The following is an 18,425-nucleotide window of genomic DNA, read 5'->3' as shown; positions in this document are numbered from 1 at the left end:
TCAATAGCGGGACCGGATTCGCCCGTTCACCGGACCTGCGTTCGCGTGTACCAATCATAGGTGATCCGCAGTCCATCTTCCAGCGGAACTTTGGCGGACCAACCCAGCGCGCGGATGCGCGACGAGTCCAGCAGGCGGCGCGGATTGCCGTCGGGCCGCGTGGTGTCGAATTCGATGTCGCCTTTCCATCCCACCACCTTTTGAATGCGCTTTGCCAGTTGCGCGATGGAGGTTTCGACGCCGGGACCGAAATTGATGACGCCAATTTCCCGGTACCGCTCCATCAGAAACAGGCAGGCGTCGGCGAGATCGTCCACGAAGAAAAATTCGCGTTTGGGTTTGCCCGTGCCCCACAGGGTCACTTTCTTTTTGTTTTTTGATTTTGCTTCGTGAAATTTCGCGACCAGCGCCGCCAGCACATGGCCGTTTTCGCCGAAGTGGTCGTTGGGTCCGTAAGCGTTCGCCGGGATGACGGGCACGAACTGCGTGCCGTACTGCCGGTTGTACGCCTCGCACATTTTGATGCCGGCGAGCTTCGCCACGCCGTACGGTTCGTTGGTCGGCTCCATAAGCCCCGTAAACAATTGGTCTTCTTTCATCGGTTGTCTGCACCGTTTGGGATAAATGCAGGAGCTGGCCAGCAGGAGCAGTTTTTTCACACCGTACTTGTACGCCATGTCGAGGACGTGGGTCTGGATGGCCAGGTTCTGCTGGATGAACTCGGCGGGATAGGTGTTGTTGGCGTGTATGCCGCCCACCTTCGCGGCGGCGACAAATACGTATTCCGGACGTTCCTTTTTGAAGAAACGCTCGACTGCGCCCTGTTGAGTGAGGTCCAGCGCCTTGTGTGTGCGTGTGATCAGGTTGGTGAACGAGCGCGCCCGCAGCGCACGTATGAGGGCCGATCCCACCAGCCCGGTATGCCCGGCCACATAAATGCGAGAGGTCTTTTTCATTCGACGGCGTTCAGGATGTCACAGAGTTTACGGATCTTGTCTGCTTCCAGGTCCGGGTAGTTGCCGATGTAAAACCCGTAAAAATGAATGTGCTCGACCTGCGGGAAATTCTTGTACTCGTCGTGACCCACAATGCCGCGCAGGTACGGCTGGCGCAGCTGGTTGCCGCCTCCCGCACTGCCGCGCCGGAATTCGACCTTGTGTTCCCGCAGGGCGGACATCACCTTCTCGCAGAACGCGGAGTCGGCGTGCTTGAGCACCAGGTTGAAGGCGTAATTGCAACTTCCTTCCAGGTCGAAGTCGGTACGGTATTTCTCGGGATCGAGTCCGTTCAGGAACAGTTCGAAGTTGTGTCGGCGTTTTTCGTTGTTGGCGTCGAGGCGTTTCAGTTGATTGCGGCCCAGCACCGCTCCGATTTCGTTGTTGCGCAGGTTATAGGCGGGAAAGGCGAAGACGAACTCCGGGTTGAGTTCCGGGTTTTCCTTTATGTATTTTTGCTTGACCGCGTCGTCGGTCATTTCCCGCACCATGCCGTGGGAGCGGAACATGCGGCACATCTGGTAAATGCTTTCGTCGTTGGTGCACACCATGCCGCCTTCGATGGTGCTCATGTGGTGCGCGTAATAAAACGAAAAGTTCGATATGAAACCGAACGATCCCAATTTTTGATTTTTGAACGTCGCGCCATGCGATTCACACACGTCCTCGATGAGCGGCACGTTGTGTTCTTCCAGTGCGGCAAGGAGTTTGTCCGAGAGGCCGTTGAATCCCTGTGCGTAGGTCATGAACACGGCGCGCGTGTTTTTGTTGAGTCTGGCGATCACCTGGTCTTCGTCCATGCACAGCGTTTTCGGATGGATGTCCACAAACACCGGCGTGAGGCCGCATTGCAGGACGGAAGCGATGTCCGATACCCAGGTGAGCGTGGGGACGATCACCTCGCCCTCGCCTTTCAGTTGTTTCAGCACCGACATCGAAACCAGGTTGGCCGACGAGCCGCTGTTGAGAAACACGCTGTATTTCACGCCGAGCCAGCGCGACCATTCCTCCTCGAACGCGCGCACGTTTTTCGACTGCGTGAGGATGGGATCGTCCTGCAGAAACTCGATGACGGCATCGAGGTCTTCGCGCGGGATGTTGTTGTGCATCAACGGCCAGTCGAGGGTCATGTGGTTTTCCTGATGATTTAAATTTTCAACTCACGCCGCGCGCGGTCCAGCCGCTCCGGGGTGCCGATGTCGTACAGCTCGCTGTCGGTTGTGAATCCGTAAAGGCCCTGTCCGGCGAGTGCGGGAAACACTTCGGTTTCCAGCGAAATGGTCCGTCCGGCCGGAATGCGGTCGAGCACGCCGCAATTGAAAACGTAAAGGCCCGCGTTGACAAGACCGGATGCGGCTTCCGGATTTTTTTCGTCAAAACGGAGAATGCGTCCGGCTTCATCCACAGTCACGCCGCCGTAATCCGCAGCTTCTTTTTTCGGAGCCAGCGCAATGATGGCCAGCGCATCTTCGAGTTGAAAATGATAATGGAGCAACGCTGTTAAATCCACCCGGCAGAAGGAGTCGCCGTTCAGAACAAGAAACGGATCGCTTTGGATCAACGGTTGAGCGTGGCGCACGGCGCCGCCGGTGCCCATCGCCTGCGGTTCCACGGACACCTCGATGGCCAGGCCGTCGCGGGGAGTTTCGTAATGGGAGGCGATGGCCTCCGCGTGATGGCCTGCCAGCAGAACAAAACGGCGGAACCCGAATGTGGCGGCGTGATCGATCAGCAGATCGAGGAAGGGGCGGTTGTCCACCTCCACCATCGGTTTGGGTTTGTCCGCCGCGACGGATTGCAGGCGCGTGCCGCGTCCGCCACACAGGATGAGCACATCGGTACAGCTGGGGTCGCCGGGTATCATAACTTGGTGATCGTTTCGGCTTCCTGTCCTTCCGGTTGATAGACGATCACCTGACTGCCGTGGGTTTCGAACGACACCGGAATACAAAGCAGTTTTTCCAGCCGTTCGCGGATGCAGGGCTGGTCCTCCGGCCGCGCGAAGATCATGACAAAGCCGCCGCCGCCCGCGCCCAGCAGTTTGCCGCCCAGCGCCCCGGCGCTCATCGCGGTATCGTAAATCTCGTTCACCAGCGGGGTGGTGACGCCGTCGGCCAGCGACCGCTTCAGTTTCCACGACTCGTGGAGCAGTTTGCCGAATTCCGTCAGGCACGAACCGTTGGTGAGGAGGTCCATCGCCTCGCCCACCATCTGGTGCATGATGCGCAGTTCCTTTCCCTTTCTGGGGATGCTCTGGATCTTCTTTTCCGCCACCTGCGAGGCGATGCGCGAGATGCCGGTGTAAAACATCATGATGTGGCTTTCCAGTTCCTTCTGCTTTTCGGGCGCAAGAATGACGGGTGTCTCGGAGATGGTGTGGTCGGGATGAAAGTCGATCTTCTTGAAACCGCCCAGCGCCGCCAGCACCTGGTCCTGCGAGCCGACGCTTTCCTTCAGGATGTCGCGCTCCATGTGGATGGCTTCGGAAGCGAGGCGGCACTTGGACGCCATCTCCCCCCTCAAGGCGTAAAGGGTGTTGAGCATGCCAACAGTGAAGGAAGAGCTGGATCCGAGGCCGGTGCGCGACGGCAGGTCGCCGTCATGGTGGATCTCCAGTCCCTCCTCGATGTTCATGTATTCGAGGGCGGCCCGCACCACGGGATGCTGAATTTCCTCGTTGCGTTGAACGGTTTCGACTTTCGAGTAAACGATGCGGTGCTTGTGCTCGAAGAACGGCGGCAGGTAACGGCAACTGATGTAGCAGTATTTGTTGATGGTGGTGGCCAGAACCGAGCCGCTGTTTTCCTCGTACCAGGCCGGGTAGTCCGTGCCGCCTCCGAAAAACGAAATGCGGAACGGTGTTCGCGTGATGATCATGCCCCTTCCTCCCCCTGAAAGTTACCCGCGAATGTGATGCTCTGCTTCTATACGTTGGCGAACTGGTTCCTTTTCAGAATGCGGTACCCCTTAACCAACTCGGCAATGCCCTCGGTCAGCGAGTGCTGCGGCTTGAATCCTGTCGCCTCGATTTTTTCATTGCTGACAATGTAGTTGCGCTTGTCGATGTCTTCTCCCACGTCCGCCTCGGTGAAGTAAAACTCCGGCACGTGCTTTTTGATTTCCTGGCACAACTCCAGCTTGCTCAGGTTGGCGTCACTGAGACCCACATTGTAGGCCTGGCCCTTCATCGCGTCGAAGTGATCGAGGCTGTGCATGAACGACCGTGCCGCGTCACGCACGTGCAGGTAGTTGCGCTTGAAATGCGCCTCGAACAGGATGATGAAGCGGTCGTGCACCGCGCGGTAGGTGAAATCATTCACCAGCAGGTCCAGCCGCATGCGCGGGCTCAGCCCGAACAGCGTGGCGAAACGGAGCGTGAGGCAGTTCTCCGAGGCCAGCAATATTTTTTCGATTTCCACCTTCAGCCTGCCGTACAGCGAGATGGGGTTGAGCGGCGTCTCCTCCGTGCAGTGGATGCCGTTGTTCCCCACGCCATAACCGCTGTTGGTGGTGGGAAAGATGATTATCTGAGACGGCTTGCGTAACTCAAGAATGCTCTGGATGGCGTCGAAGTTCACCGACTGCGCGCCGTACGGATCGCGCGCACACAAAGGCGCACCGGTCAGGCAGGCAAGCGGCAGGACGGCATCCGCGTCTCTCAGCAGGTCCTTCAGGCGGTCGCGGTCGCGCGCGTCGCCGTTGATGAAGGTGAAGTTTTTATGGTGACAGCAGTCGAGAAGCGAGGTCTGGTTGTACATCAGCGTGTCCACCACCGTCACGGTGTGACCCGCTTCCAGCAGCATCGGCACCAGCACCGACCCGATGTATCCCGCCCCTCCGGTAACCAGAATGTTCATGAATCGCTTTCTTTCAAAACGCCCGCAGGCGTGGATGTTGTCTTATGCCCGCTTCGCCAGCTCGCGGATGGCCTGGGCGATGCGTTCCTTGTCCGGGTAATAATACTGTTCCAGCGTGTAACCCGCGGGCGTCGGTGCGTCCGGCAGGCCGATGCGTTTGACCGGCGCCTTGAGGTGCTCGAAGGCTTTTTCGGCAACCAGGCAACCGATCTCGGCGCAGACGCCGCCCATTGCCCAGCCGGTATCGACGACCAGCAGTTTTCCGGTTTTCTTCACCGACTCCAGAATGATGTCTTCATCCAGTGGCTTCAGTGTGCGCAGGTCGATGACGTCGGCGGTGATGCCGTCGGCTTTCAGATCGTCCAGCGCATCCTGCGCCAGCAGGAGGGCGTGCGAGGTGCCGACGACGGTCAGGTGTTCGCCGTGCGAACGGTAAACGCCCCGGCCGATGGGCACGCGGTAGATGCCCTCCGGCACGATGCCTTTGGTCTTCATCGCCCAGCGGTGTTCGAAGATGAGCACGGGGTTGTTGTCGGCGATGGCGGCGAGCATCAGTCCCTTCGCGTCGTACGCCGTGCTGGGCATGATGATCTTCAATCCCGGCACGCCCAGCAACATGCCCTGGATGGCCTGCGAATGTTGCGAGCCGGAACCCCAACCGCGGCCGATCGCCGCCCAGATGACCCACGGCACCTTCGACTGGCCGTGATCGATGTAATGGAACTTGCTCGCGTGCGTGACGATCTGGTTGAACGCAAGCAGTAAAAAGTCGGGCCGGTTGTGCAGGTACACGGGGCGCGCGCCGTTCAATGCCGCGCCGGTGCAGATGCCGGTGAGCCCTTCCTCGGAAAGCGGCGTGTCGAACACGCGGTGTTCGCCGAAGTCCTGGTTCAGGCCGGTGGTGACGCCGAACATGCCGCGCGCGTCGTTGACGCCCTGGCCGAGGACGAAGACTTTCGGGTCGAGGTCCAGCGCGATGGCCAGTGCCTCGCGCAGGGCATCGACGTAGGTCAGCACCCGGCCTTCCCCTTCCGGGGCCTTGTCCACCGTCTGCTTGGCAATCAGTGCTTCCGCCCAGGGCATCCGGTTTCTCCTCTCTCAATCGCTGTACACATGCGTCATCAGGTCCTCCGGACCGGGATCCGGGCTGGTTTCCGCATGGTGCAGGGCTTCCATAAATTCGTTTACGATTTCCTGCCTCAGGTTTGTCTCTCTCGCGTCGTCGAGCAGGCCGCTTTCCCTGAGGGAGCGCGCCAGGTTTTCGATGGGACAGAACTCCTGCCAGTGTTCGACCTCCTTCGGGTCGCGGTAACCGCTGGCCGAGTCGTCGCCCGCACCGCCGTGGCCGCGCCAGCGGTAGGCGATGGATTCGATGAACGTCGGCCCGCCGCCGTTGCGCGCGCGTTCCACCGCGTCCTGCGCCACCGCGTGCACGTCCAGCACCCTGGTGCCATCGACGCGGCAACTCTGGATGCCGAAGGCCTCGGCCTTTTTGTCGATGCGGATGTGCGGCTGGCGCACTTCCAGGGACGAGCACACCGAGTAGAAATTGTTCTCGCAGACATAAACGATGGGCAACTGCTTGAGCACGGCGAAGTTCACCGCCTCCCACAGCGCGCCTTCCTCCGTCGCCGCGTCGCCGAAGAAAACGACGTTGACCTGGTCTTTTTTCAGGTACTGCGCGCTGAAAGCGGAACCGGTGGCGATGGGCACCGCGCCGGCGACAATGGCGGAGGACCCGGCGTAGCCGACGCTTTTGTCCAGCAGGTGCATGGAGCCGCCGCGCGAGGCGGCGCATCCGTTCTGGCGACAGAAGAACTCCGACATCATGGCCTTGAGGTCGCCGCCCTTGGCGAGGTAATTGCCGTGCGTGCGGTGACTGCTCCACACAAGGTCGGTTTGACGCAATGCGGCACAGACACCGACGGACGTCGCCTCCTGTCCGATGACCAGGTGGATCGGCGTTTTCATCTGGTCTTCGTGATAGCGTTTCTCGATTTCCTCTTCGATGATGCGGATGCGCAGCATGTCGCGGTGCAGGCCCAGCAGGAATTCCGCGGAGGGCGGCGGTCCGCCGTTCGGCACCGGAGTGAATTCGAAATCGCTGTACTTGTATCGAAGCATTTTAAAAAATCATCCGTAACGTTATTTCTTGCCGCCTGATGCGGTCACGACGCCACCGGGGCGTCGCGGTGTTTGCGTCGAATTTTGATCTTCACCATGTCCTCGATGTGCTGGAGGACGTCGCCGTCGAATTTCTCGCGCATCATGCCGAGATAAGGTGGATGCGTGAAATAGGTGTCGAACGCCTGGTCGCGAAAATCCAGCACCTCCTGCCCCGTCAGCGTGTCCGTCGGCAGGGGCAACGATTCGTAGGCGTGCTGGGAATAACCGATCCAGCCCGGGCCTTCGGGATCGTCCGGCAACGGCAGTTTCAACTGTTTGGCGCGGTCGTACAACGGCGAGCCGGGGTACGCCATGCCGCAGTAAAAATTCGCCCATTCGCCGTTGATCTCCAGCGCGAGGTCGAGCGTGTCCTGCATGCTGTCGTGCGTGTCGTCCGGGAGGCCGAAGATGTAGTTGGCGATGATGTAGATGCCGTGATCCTGGATCTTGTTGGTGACGCAGAGGATGTCGGTATCGCCGAAGCGGCCTTTCTCGACACCGTCGCGCACGTACTGGCTTCCCGACTCGATGCCGAGCGCCAGCCAGCGGAACCCGGCGCGCCGGAGTTTTTCCAGGAAGCGGTCCTTCACCGTATCGACGCGGGCGTAGGCCCAGATGTTGAGATCGTAACCGCGCTCGATGATGCCGTCGCAGATGCCGAGGACGTGCTCTTCGTTCAGCACGAACATCTCGTCGGGAATTTTAATGTTGGTCACGCCGTACTTGTTGACCAGCAGGTCGATCTGGTCGAGCACGGTTTTGGGCGACCAGTAGCGGATGCTGGGTTTGCCGAACGGTGCGTTGATGCAACAGAACGAGCATTTGTACGGGCAACCGAGGCTGGTCTGGATGGAAGCGTACGGTTGGCGCGCATGGATGTGGTCGAAGCAGTGCCAGTTGTGCGCGCGGTATTTTGTCATGTCCACTTTTTCCCACGCCTGTCGCGGCATCTCGGTGTCGAGGTCGCGGATGTTTTCCGCCGCGGGGGTGGAGGCGGCGCGGTTTTCCAGACGGTAGGTCAATCCCGGTACCTTGGCCCAGTCCTGCTCTCCCGCTTTCAACACCTCGACCAGACGCAATACCGTATAGGGTCCTTCGCCGTGACAGACGAACGTGTAGGGTTCTTCGAGAAGCGTGCGTTCGGGAAGGGCGGAAGCGTGCGTGCCCATGACGAGTGTCGGCCGGTGCGGCGCGGCATCATGAACGCGCCGGGCCACCTCGCGTCCGGCGGGCATGCACTGCGTTGAGGCCGAAGGCTGGTGACCGTAGATGACAAACACGGTGAGCGTTGCGTTGGCGTCGAGGATGCGTTTCGTCGTCGCGTCGTAACCGATCTGGTCCGCTTCCGCGTCGAGAATCTCCACCGAGAGGCCGTGCCGTTCGAGGAACGTCGCCATCAGCATGGACCACACCGGCACCTCGATGGCGGTCAGGCTCTGACCCAGCTGCTGGAACACGCGATCCTTGCTGGGCGGTGTGACGAGGAGGACGTCCATAATCGCGACCGTTTTAGATGATCCGAAAAAATATCAAAAAAAGGAGAGTTGGCCCTGCTGTTTCTCTGAAACACCCCTTCGTGTTTTTGAGGTGCCCCATTTTATGCTTAAAAATTCGGAATAACAACCGGTTTGCAGGCGAAACTGTGAAGGTGGATTGTTTCCGCATGAACCGGGTAGAGAAGGGCAGGCAGTGTTTTTCGGAATCCCGATTATAGCACCACCCGAATGCGGTCTGCATCCACACCCCATGCGCGCAGTTGTCCGGCCAGGCGTTCCGCGTCCTGCCGCGAGCCGATGATGATCGGTCCTGTAAATTCAATAATTTTCTTCGCGTTCTGTATGCGCTGGCCGAAAGCGGTGGTGCCGGCGTTGGGTCCGTACACCGCTTCGATCCGCACGTTGTGACCGGGCGCCAGCCGCGACAACTTTTCCGCCACGTCGCCTCCTCCGAACAGGGCGATGGACGGGATTTTCTCCGCGTCCAGGTTGTCGAGAAAGGTTTCGCAGTTGACGTGGAACTGGCTGTTCTGGTGCAGCAACTCGCGTAAAAAATAAAACGGGGTGACGAACAGGGCGCGGGTGAGGTCGCGTGGCGTGCGGTGCGTGGCCAGCGCGCGGCGGGCGCGTTTGCCGAACTGATGGGCCATGCCGCAAAGGGCGGAAGCATCCAGCGCCTTCAGCCGGTGGTGGGTCGCGGAGGGCGGTTTTTTCATATGGGCGGTGTCCGCCTGCTCGACGGCCAGTTGAACGAGCGCGCTGGTACCCTGCGGTTTCTCTCCCTCGCGCAGGAGGCGGATGGCCGCGTTTTCGCGGAAGGGACGCGTCCGGCCGGTGATGCGGTGGGCAAGGGCGGTCGTGGAAACGTTTCGTCCGTCGTGCGGGCCGCGGTGATCGTGGCTGCCGTCGGTGCCCGGATGCCAGGTGTGGTAGAGGAATTCCGACGGATGCCACAACTCGCGCCGTCCGGCGTTGACCATGCGCCAGGTCATCTCGTAGGGTCCGCAGATGTGGCCGAGGAAGTCCGTGTGCTCGTCCGCGCCGCCGAGCGCGATCAGGTCCGCGCGCCGGGCGGACATGCAGGCGCCGTAGTTGCGGGAGTGGATCGGGTCTTCGTGGTCGAGGAGGCCGGTGGTGGTCTGTGCCTCTGCGTTCCAGTTGAGGCAGTGGCCGTTTAAGAAATCTTCGAAATCCGGCTGATTGAAAGGGTAGTGCCGGCGGTCGGCATTGCGCACCTCGTCGTGGTGCAGGACGATGCCGGGGGCCTCTCCGGAGGTCCCGGCCGCCTCTTCGAATGCCTGAACGACACTGCCTGCAAATGTGGGCCGGACCATGGCGTCGGAGTCGCAGAAGGTGACGATCCTGCCGCGCGCGGCGGCGAGGCCGACGTTGTACATCAGGTGCTTGTGGTAGTAGAGGTCATCGGGGAAGTCGAGCACGATCCATTGGTCGACAGCGGGCGGGCGGCCCGCTTTCAGGTCCGCTTCCAGGCGTGTGGCGATTTCCGGTGCGCGGCGCGAGTAAAACTCGATCCAGAGAATCTCGTACCGATCGCGCGGCAGGGACTGGTCGTTGAAGTAATCCAGCGCGTGGAAACTTTCACGGCAGGACCAGTCGAGCAGAACGAAGGTGACCTGGGGCGGTGCCGCCAATTCGTTTTTGAACAGGATTTCCATGCGCGAACCGTGGATGGAACAAGTGAGGAGAAGGCAAAAGCGTCTCCCAAGGCGAACAGGCCAACTATACCGGAGCCCTGCAGGAATGCCAAATGCCCAGCGATTGAACCTGAGGCATACATGAAGGAAATTTTGATGGTATGTGGAAAGCAATTCAAAATGCTGCAGGGAAAGGGATTGATTCAGCCATCATTTTCCCATGCAAAGAAATCCCATTCTTCAAGTTTCCGGAGTTGATCTTCAGATTGTTTCCCAAATAACTCTATTTCATAGATTCGTATCACCGGGGGCTCGCTGGTTCTCTGAAAATCAAATTTGTAATAGCGATAGGAACCAGGGCTGGTTACTGAAAACTCTTTTTTTCGTTTTCGTTCCAAGCGGACATTAAATTTTGTTTATCGACAAGGGTCCATTGTTCCCCATCATTGGAACCTCGTAGCTCCCAAGCCACTGGCATTCTTTTTCCAGATTGGCCATGGACACCACTGGAAAGCGTGTATTTTTCTAATTGGAGTTCTTGGTAAAACCGAAAAAACAAAGATTGAGGAAGTTCTGTTGCACTTTCCCAGAAGGAACTTGTGGAGTCATCCCAAAGTAAGTAAAGGGGAAAAGAAGGAGCTGGGTCGCTTAAAGGCTGATCATATTTTAGGGTATTTGGATAATTGCCTTGATGGGCATTGCTCCCATAGGGAATTTCAAGGGAGTCCATTCCTTTAGGAATATTTCCGGTATTTATCCTATTTAATAGAAGTAAACGGGTAGCGTAGTGGTCGTGAAGAATCATTTTAACTGCATAGGTCGGGCTTTCTGGGCCATTTAAAATTTGTCCAACCAATTTCCGTTTCTTTGATAATCCTGGATTTCCTAACATGTAATCAAATTTGCTTAACTTTTCTGGAATGATGATGTATTGCGAACGACTTAATACCTTTCTAAATGTGTTTTTAAATTTTTCCTCGGAGACGATCCGATTATAAGTTTCATTGGGTAAATTTTCATGAAGGACCTGTGCTTCCTCTGGGGATATTGTGAAATTAAAAGGACGCATATCTGCCTTGGCCCGATAAAAATTTATGATGCTTGGATTGTATGCAATCCCATACCAGAGAAAGTTGAGAGGTTTGCCTCCCACAATGCGGTCGAGGTTTTTTGAGAATTTTTCGACGGAATATGGTTTGGGTAAACTGGCTTCTTGGGTGAGCGGTGTGGATGTTCGGGTACAGATAACTCCGTAGAGGATAATAATAGCCAGAATTGCGGGACAAGCCAGTTTGGACTTAGAAAAAAACTGAGAGCTGAAAGTCTTTGAAATAATTGCTAATAGGCAGAAGCTATTCAGCATGCTCCCTACCAGCATCAGCAACATCGGAAAATAAACCAGAAGCTCACCACTGGCAAAATGTTCCGAGAACAGCACCAACCCCATAACCAAATTGGCAGCATACACCGTGAATGCCGTTAAAGAAGTGTAGAGGATCAGCCGGTGAGATTTGGCCGGTTTTCTTTTCCAGAAATTGAATGAGAAATGCAGCGATGCAATTGTGAATACATGAAAAAGCCAAGATAAAATAACGGACCAGTTGGAGCTTGGATTCCTTGTTAAAAATACACCGGGGAAGTGGCTGACTGTCCAGCCCATATCAGACATGATTCGGGTAAAATTATTGAAGAAGTAGGCAATACTTCCCCCTCCCTTGTCGTAGATGTTTCCAAAACCCCTCCCGTAATACCAAGCAATATTCTTCAGAGTGAAAAAATAAAACCAGCTTGCGAAAATAACAAAAGTTAACAGAAAAAGAAGAGCGGGTTTTGCCAGTTTTCGATTCTTTGTTTTATAAGCACGCCAGAAAATTAGAATGGAGGGGCAGAATAGAACAAACAAGACATAGGGGAGTGAATTGCCCCGGCCCCATACTGCTAAGCCGGCAAACAAACCCGAGATAAAAGCATTTTTAAGGCTTTTGGGTTCAAGTGCATATAAAATGGAGTTAATGGTTGCGATGGTCAGAATCCAGTAAAAGCTGGTTTCCAGTTGGAGGGCAAACAGACTTAGCGTGGTCCAATAGCCGTAAATCCAGGGAGCCAGCCAGAAAGTCAGGGATAAAAAAAATGTGGTGTTAAAGGATAATTTCAGACGGATGGCCAAGCGAGCTAAAGAAAGTGATGCGATCGCTAAAAAGATGTAATTGACAATGCAAATTGAAAACGGTTCCTTTATTAAGAAGGGAGAAGACACGCCAACGGACAGTCTGTAAAGCCAGTACCAGTTTTTATCGGAAACAATGGTCGTGAGTGTATTTAAATAATCCTTGCGGCCTTTTTCGATTAAATCGAAAAGCTGAGTTATGTATACATACTGATCCCCTACCGGGATAACGTTTTCGCTATGCTGGAGGGCAAAGGAATATGTGAAAACGTAGAGTAATGCAGTGATGCCCGTAATTAGAAAGGACAGTAATAGGAAGGAGCCGGGTGGTTCCGTCACTAAGGAAGGTTCTGTCTCGGAAAACGGTTTCATCTAAGCCCCTATTTGAAATTGGAGCAAATTTTAACACCAAAATATCGCATCTAGGAATCAATCTTTCCCCACCCGGGCGGTCACTGGTAAAATAGTAAAGACTTTCTTCCATTGCTTTCAGGCAACCATGACCGACGCTCCCAAAGACGATCTTTCCACAATTTGCTCAGGCGGCTGGGCGGCGTTGCAGGACGGTGACCACGAAGGTGCTCGCCGCGCGCTCTCCCAAGCACTCAAACATCCGGAGATTGACACCGATCCCTACGCCCGCCAGGAAATCCTGCGCGGCCTCGCCTGGTGTGCTTACCATATTGCTTGCCGTGACGAAAACCTTACTGAACTCGAGGATGCCATCGAAACGGCCGCACGCATCTTCGATCTCGTAGTGCCGGATACGCGTGGTGTTCACCGCGAAGCGAATCGACTTCTCGGTTGGTGCTTCCAAAAACAGGGGGATGCTGACCGCGCAGTCGACCACTTCAATCGCGCGGTTGCCCTGGTTGTTTCAGAGGAAGGACTCGACGATGTCACGGAAGAAATCGAACGCGGCCGCGCGCTGGCGCAAGCGATGCTGGCGGCGGACAATCGCTTGCCGTTTGTGGACTCTCTTGCCAACCCCAAACTGCTGTCACACGTGCCGCTCACCCAGTTCGACCTTCCGGAGTATATCGAGATCGAGCCGACGCTCAACTGCAATTTGCGTTGTGTTCAATGCCATGTAAGTTACCAGCGGTTGTCCGAGGAGCGGCTGGACCTCAAGTTCCTCGACCATATGCGTGGGGTGGAGGGCAAGTGGGTGGTGCTTGGCTCCAATTACGAGCCGATGGCGCACCCGCAGTTCGCTGAGATCGTCGAGGGTTTGGCCGCGCTAGATATGAAGATCGACCTCACTACCAACGGCACCCTGCTGACGCCGCGCGTGATTGAGCGCATCCGACATGCGGATTTCCATAACGTGGTCATCTCCTTCGACGGCATCCGCAGGGAAACGTACGAACGCATCCGCCGCCACGCGGAACACGCCGCGGCGCTGGAGCGCATAGGTCAGTTCAAGGAAGCGGTCACCTCGCCCAACGCGTACTTCGCCGTCAACAACACGCTCATGCGGAGCAGTCTCGACGAATTGCCGGAGACGGTGGCATATTGGGAGCGGGCGGGATTCGATCACCTCGGTCTGATCGTGATGGTGCTCCGCGACGACAACCCCACGCTCCGCGCGGAAAGCCTGGAACCGGTCATGGACATGGTGACGGAGAAGGTGGAGGCGGCGGCGCGGTGGATCATCGAAAACGACTGCCGCATCACGTTGAGCGCGGCGGCGCTCAACCACACCTTCCCTCTTCGCGAGCGGTTTCCGGAGCTGTTCTCCGGCGGGTGCGTGCGCTCGCGCAATCCCCGGGCGCGCCTACCGTTCGACGCGCGCAATTATTTTCAGGACGGGGCGTATCCCGGCATGCCGGTGGACTGCCGTTCTCCCTTCAAGTTCGCGCGCATCCTGCATAACGGCGACGTGCAGTTGTGCTACCAGTTCATCGTCGGCAACGTTCACGAAGAGCCGTTCCTCGACATCTGGTTCGGCAAACGCGCGCAGGGCATTCGCGAAAACATTCGCCGACGCCCCGAGGTGTGCCACGCCTGCGAGTATTACAATTTCTGCATCAAGGCGGGGGAAGTGAACCTGAATTTGCAGGAAAATTTTTACAGCGACCTCGTGCTCAATCAGCACAAGTATCTGACTGCGGATTCGGTGCTGGAGGAATACAAGGGATTTAATATTGTACCGTGGTTGGATCAGTACTACGGCATTCCACTAATACTGGGGCCGGTGAATACCTACCACTTCCTGTGCCGCGAGGGGTTCGTAAAGTACGGGCTGGTGTGGGCGGAGAACATGACAGCGCTGAAAAAGAAGATCGATACCAGGTGGTTCTATGTACACAACCCGCTATTCTGGGTTTATCGTAAGTTGTTTTTGAAGCCGGGAACTATCCATTGATTGGAGTTGGGCTAAATTAATCCGCGTTCCGCCTGATCGAGAGTGTGTTGAAGGTCGGTGATGAGGTCGGTGTTGGTGGGATCGGCTTTCTCTTTCGCCCGGGCCAAGTGGCGTTTTGCGTCGGCCATGCGCCCGGCCTGAAAGCAAGCGTGACCGAGTCCGTGATAGACATCGAAGGGCGGTTCGCCCCACTCTTTGGGAAACGTTTGTAGGACGTTTTCAAATGTATTGATAGCATCTATAAAATGGCCGCAATGGTATTGAGCCCAGCCGAGACCGCGCGCCGCTTCCAGCCTTTCCGCCGCATCTGTTACGGGAGTTTCTTCGAAAGCCCGTAGAAGGTCGGCGAGTGCCGACTCGTGTTGTTGTGATTGCAGTTGTGCCCACCCGCGCCCGCGCCGAGCTGCCAAGTGGCCGGCATGTGTTTCCAGAGCGATATTGAAGTGATCGATGGCTTCCGCATAGCGGCCGAGATTATGCATGGCCCAGCCAACGTGGTTACGGATGTCAGGATTGCCCGGTTCGTTTTCTAGAATGGGAAGGAATAATTTCAACGCTTGTTCGAATTGACCGGACTGCAACAGCGCGATCCCTGGCTGGCGTGCCTGTTCCAGTTTCTGCTTCAACGCAGGTACGAGAGCGGGCTGTTCTTTTTCCGCCAGCGCCAGCGCTTTCGCAAGATGCGGTTCCGCCAGTGCCGGGTTGCCCGCACGCAGTTGTGCCTCACCCAGACCCTGGTATACATCGAGCGGTGGTTGAACGAAGTCGCGTGGAAGTTTTTCCAGAATCTCTTGGTAAACTTGAATGGATCCCGTGGTGTCTCCCGTCTGGCCCAGCGCCGTGGCCAGCCCACGCGCCGCTTCCAGCCACGGACCGTAATCGCCCGGCGGCACGTTCTGCATGACAAACTGAAGATCGGGGATGGCGCGGGCCGCATCGCCCAGTTGCAGATAGGCCCAGCCGCGTCCACGAAGCGCTACCTTGTTTCCCGGTTCGGCGGCCAGTACATGGTTGAAGGTTTCGATCGCCTCGTATGCCTTGCCCGTGTTGCGCAATGCGAGGCCCGTCTTGGCCAGCACGTCGATGTTGTCCGGGTCTTCTTCCAACACCGTGTGGAAACAGTCGAGTGCCTGCTCGTATTGCCCGGCCAGAAACTGCTGGCTGCCCTCGAACAGGGTTTTGCGAAACCGCCCCACCACCTTTCGTGCTTCGTCGTATTCTTTACCCGGATTGAAAGGCCTCCACCAAGATCCATTGGCCTGGAACAGTCCGCGCGCTTTCGACGCAATGCCGACGCGGTAACCCATTTCTGCGGCGCGTAGGCAGAAATCCTCCGATCCGTCGAGCGCAGACCGGTTTTCTTCAAAGCCAACTCGCTCCCACACCGCTTTGCGGAACAACACGAGGTTGCAATTGACAAACGCGCGCGTCAGCCACTCTTCGTATTCCAGGGGTAGAACCCACTTGCCGGATTTCAAGGTGTGTGAGAACGACCAGTCGATGCCGCGTCCGCCGCGTTTCGTCTCCAGCCGCGACCCGATGACATCCAGCCACGTTACGTTGCGCAGGTTCGCAAACCAGTCCGGGGCGAGCGAGAGCGAGGCGTCGATCAGCACAATGTGTTCTTTTTGTGCTGAGGCGCAGAGGCGGTTGCGCGTCTGGTTGATCGATCCCGCGGAGCCGCTGGACCAGGGCAGATAACGGATGTGGCCGTCATTGTTTCCAGGGCCGTCGATGAGGATCTCATAATCTTGCACACCTTGGACGGCGATGCTTTCCAGGCAAGTCTTGAGAAACGTCCTTCCCTTTGAAATGGGCATGACGCAAAATGAAATGGAACGGATCATGATTTGCTCTAGACGATCACAACAAAGGTTTGGGAAACGGTTCCGCGTAGGCAAATGCCAGGTGGCGGCCGTCGCGGTGGAAAAATTTGCCGTTGGGCCCACCCGCCGGACACGACAGGAGCACCAGTGCCATCGGCACCAAGGTGAACGGACTGAGGGTCGAGCCCGTATTCATTTCGGTTTTCGCCTCGCCCGGCACCAGGGCGTTGATCTGGATGTCCGCATCCGGATACTGTGCCGCGAACTCCGCCGCCAGCGATCCGGTCAAACTGTTCATCGCCGCTTTCGACAGGTTGTACGGACCGAACCCCGGGGTGAACGCCCACCCCGCTTCGGACGTCAGCATGAGCACACGCACCATCCCGCCTTTCACCATGTGCGGAAAGATGCCGCGTGTCGCCAGCCACGGCGCGGTGACGTTGATGCGTTGCATGCGGTCCCAGTATTCCAGCGACTCGTCACGCAGGGGATTGCTTACTTCTGGGCGTGCAGGGAGTCCTGCGCTGTGGATCAAGCCCGTGAGCGCGGGGACGGCATGGTGCACGCGCTCGCAGGCGAGCTTGATTTGATCCGCATCGGCGAGGTCCGCCGGCATGGCGCGGCAGTGTGCTGTGTCGATGCCCAAAGCCCGCGCCGCTTCGATGGATTCCTGAAGCTTTTCTGCGCGTCGTCCGGTTAAAAACACCACGGCTCCCGCCGCCGCCAGCACAATGGCAAGGCAACGCCCATATCCCGTACCCGCGCCAGTGACCCAGAACGCCTTGCCCCTGAAAAACGTCCAACGGTCGACGGCCAGCCCAAAACGGTGCCGGTTCCAGTCTTTTGGGTCCCACTCCTGCACGATGCCGGGTGTGGATGCGGTCATGAGGCGGAAATGGGCGCGGTGGTGGCGGTGTTCAGACGAAGTCGGCGAATGTCTTCGTTTTCTAGAAGCGGCAGAATACGGCCGTTTTCCGGAATGGCCATCGCGGTGGTGGACATGCCACGCCCGTCGCTGGGTCCGCAGTAGTTATTGGTGCCGCCCTGGTTCGGATGCCAGACATGGTACAGGTAATGCGTCGGATGCAGGTAGTCCTGCGCGCCGGCGTTGATGAGACGTGCCGTCATCTCGTAGGGTCCGCACACGTGGCCCATGTAATCGATGTGTTCGTCCGCGCCGCCAATGCGGATAAGGTCGTCGCGTTTGGCGCAGAAGCAGGCGCCATAGTTGTAACGGTTCCACAGCGTCACGTCTTCCTTCAAACTCGTGGCGCAGGGGAACCCGTGCGGCACGCCGCCGGTGGCGTTCACGCACCCCTCGCCTATAATCTCTTCGATCGACGGGTAATCGAACGGATAGAATTTCTGATCGAAGTTGCGGATCTGTTCGAAATGGAGCGCCAGGTTGTCGTTTTTCCCGAACTCGTCGAGGATGGTCTGAACGAGATCGGTGCGCAGGATGGCGTCGGAGTCCAGCACCACGGCGATGGATCCGGAGGCATCGAGGATGCCGCGATTGTACATTTTGTGTTTGTGGTAGTACTCATCCTCCGGGTGGTCCATGACGATCCACGTGTCCACCGGGGAAGGCAGGCCGAGGGCCTCGGCGCGTTCGATACGATTCCGGATGGCATCGCTCCGCCGCGAGTAGAACTCAATCCAGATGACCTCGAACAATCCGCGGTCGGCGATCTGGTGGTTAAGGTAATCGAGAGTGTGAAAACTCTCCCGCACCGTCCAGTCGAGGAGAATGAAACTCAGAACAGGGGGCGTTTTAAAGGAAGCGCGCCGCAGGTATTCCATACTTCGATTTCATCAAGAAGCTTGAGTTCAAAACGACGGGAACCCTTGGAAGCCCGTCTTTTCTGCCCGCAAGGCGTGGAAGGAGAAATCCG

The 18,425-nt window shown here is 57.2% G+C and carries 14 protein-coding genes; 1 reads left to right on the top strand and 13 read right to left on the bottom strand.

Features of this window, described 5'->3' with window-relative positions:
• Nucleotides 1-26: 26 nt before the first annotated feature.
• The 10 genes from TX82_RS02730 to TX82_RS02685 form a co-directional block, all read right to left on the bottom strand.
• Nucleotides 27-956: a GDP-L-fucose synthase family protein gene (locus TX82_RS02730; RefSeq protein WP_005006576.1), complete on the bottom strand. Its 930-nt coding sequence runs from the start codon at nt 954-956 to the stop codon at nt 27-29.
• Nucleotides 953-2,125, bottom strand: a complete 1,173-nt coding sequence (locus TX82_RS02725) for a DegT/DnrJ/EryC1/StrS family aminotransferase (protein WP_005006574.1) — start codon at nt 2,123-2,125, stop codon at nt 953-955. The genes TX82_RS02730 and TX82_RS02725 overlap by 4 nt, the downstream gene beginning before the upstream one ends.
• A gap of 17 nt (nt 2,126-2,142) precedes the next feature.
• A complete protein-coding gene (locus TX82_RS02720) occupies nt 2,143-2,859 on the bottom strand; it encodes a nucleotidyltransferase family protein (protein WP_005006572.1) in 717 nt (238 codons plus the stop codon).
• Nucleotides 2,856-3,872: a GHMP family kinase ATP-binding protein gene (locus tag TX82_RS02715; protein ID WP_005006570.1), complete on the bottom strand. Its 1,017-nt coding sequence runs from the start codon at nt 3,870-3,872 to the stop codon at nt 2,856-2,858. The genes TX82_RS02720 and TX82_RS02715 overlap by 4 nt, the downstream gene beginning before the upstream one ends.
• 47 nt (nt 3,873-3,919) lie before the next feature.
• On the bottom strand, nt 3,920-4,852 hold the full coding sequence (locus TX82_RS02710) for an NAD-dependent epimerase/dehydratase family protein (protein WP_005006566.1): 933 nt from the start codon (nt 4,850-4,852) through the stop codon (nt 3,920-3,922).
• 42 nt (nt 4,853-4,894) lie between these two features.
• Nucleotides 4,895-5,935, bottom strand: a complete 1,041-nt coding sequence (locus tag TX82_RS02705) for an alpha-ketoacid dehydrogenase subunit beta (protein WP_005006564.1) — start codon at nt 5,933-5,935, stop codon at nt 4,895-4,897.
• A gap of 15 nt (nt 5,936-5,950) precedes the next feature.
• Entirely contained in the window at nt 5,951-6,976 is a 1,026-nt protein-coding gene (locus tag TX82_RS02700) for a thiamine pyrophosphate-dependent dehydrogenase E1 component subunit alpha (protein ID WP_005006562.1), read from the bottom strand.
• A gap of 44 nt (nt 6,977-7,020) precedes the next feature.
• Nucleotides 7,021-8,514, bottom strand: coding sequence for a B12-binding domain-containing radical SAM protein (locus tag TX82_RS02695; RefSeq protein WP_005006560.1), 1,494 nt, complete (start codon nt 8,512-8,514; stop codon nt 7,021-7,023).
• Between the two features lie 212 nt (nt 8,515-8,726).
• Complete coding sequence (locus TX82_RS14990) at nt 8,727-10,190, bottom strand: glycosyltransferase family 2 protein (protein ID WP_005006556.1); 1,464 nt, start codon at nt 10,188-10,190, stop codon at nt 8,727-8,729.
• A 343-nt stretch (nt 10,191-10,533) separates the two neighbouring features.
• Nucleotides 10,534-12,708, bottom strand: coding sequence for a glycosyltransferase family protein (locus tag TX82_RS02685; RefSeq protein ID WP_005006552.1), 2,175 nt, complete (start codon nt 12,706-12,708; stop codon nt 10,534-10,536).
• A gap of 127 nt (nt 12,709-12,835) precedes the next feature.
• On the opposite strand from TX82_RS02685, the gene TX82_RS02680 reads away from it, so the two are divergent.
• Entirely contained in the window at nt 12,836-14,704 is a 1,869-nt protein-coding gene (locus TX82_RS02680; protein ID WP_005006549.1) for a radical SAM protein, read from the top strand.
• Nucleotides 14,705-14,715: 11 nt separating this feature from the next.
• On the opposite strand, the gene TX82_RS02675 is transcribed toward TX82_RS02680, so the two are convergent.
• The 3 genes from TX82_RS02675 to TX82_RS02665 are packed head-to-tail and all read right to left on the bottom strand — an operon-like array spanning nt 14,716 to nt 18,333.
• A complete protein-coding gene (locus TX82_RS02675) occupies nt 14,716-16,551 on the bottom strand; it encodes a tetratricopeptide repeat protein (protein ID WP_005006546.1) in 1,836 nt (611 codons plus the stop codon).
• 16 nt (nt 16,552-16,567) lie between these two features.
• On the bottom strand, nt 16,568-17,416 hold the full coding sequence (locus TX82_RS02670; protein ID WP_005006543.1) for an SDR family NAD(P)-dependent oxidoreductase: 849 nt from the start codon (nt 17,414-17,416) through the stop codon (nt 16,568-16,570).
• Nucleotides 17,413-18,333 (bottom strand): glycosyltransferase family 2 protein, encoded by a 921-nt coding sequence (locus tag TX82_RS02665; RefSeq protein ID WP_005006541.1) that lies wholly within the window; start codon nt 18,331-18,333, stop codon nt 17,413-17,415. Before TX82_RS02665 ends, TX82_RS02670 begins: the two co-directional genes overlap by 4 nt.
• Nucleotides 18,334-18,425 lie beyond the last annotated feature (92 nt).

This window comes from Nitrospina gracilis 3/211 (genome assembly GCF_000341545.2).
GTDB lineage: Bacteria > Nitrospinota > Nitrospinia > Nitrospinales > Nitrospinaceae > Nitrospina > Nitrospina gracilis.
The sequence above is the reverse complement of the archived record's forward strand: the minus strand, read 5'-3'. Positions and strand labels throughout refer to the sequence as shown.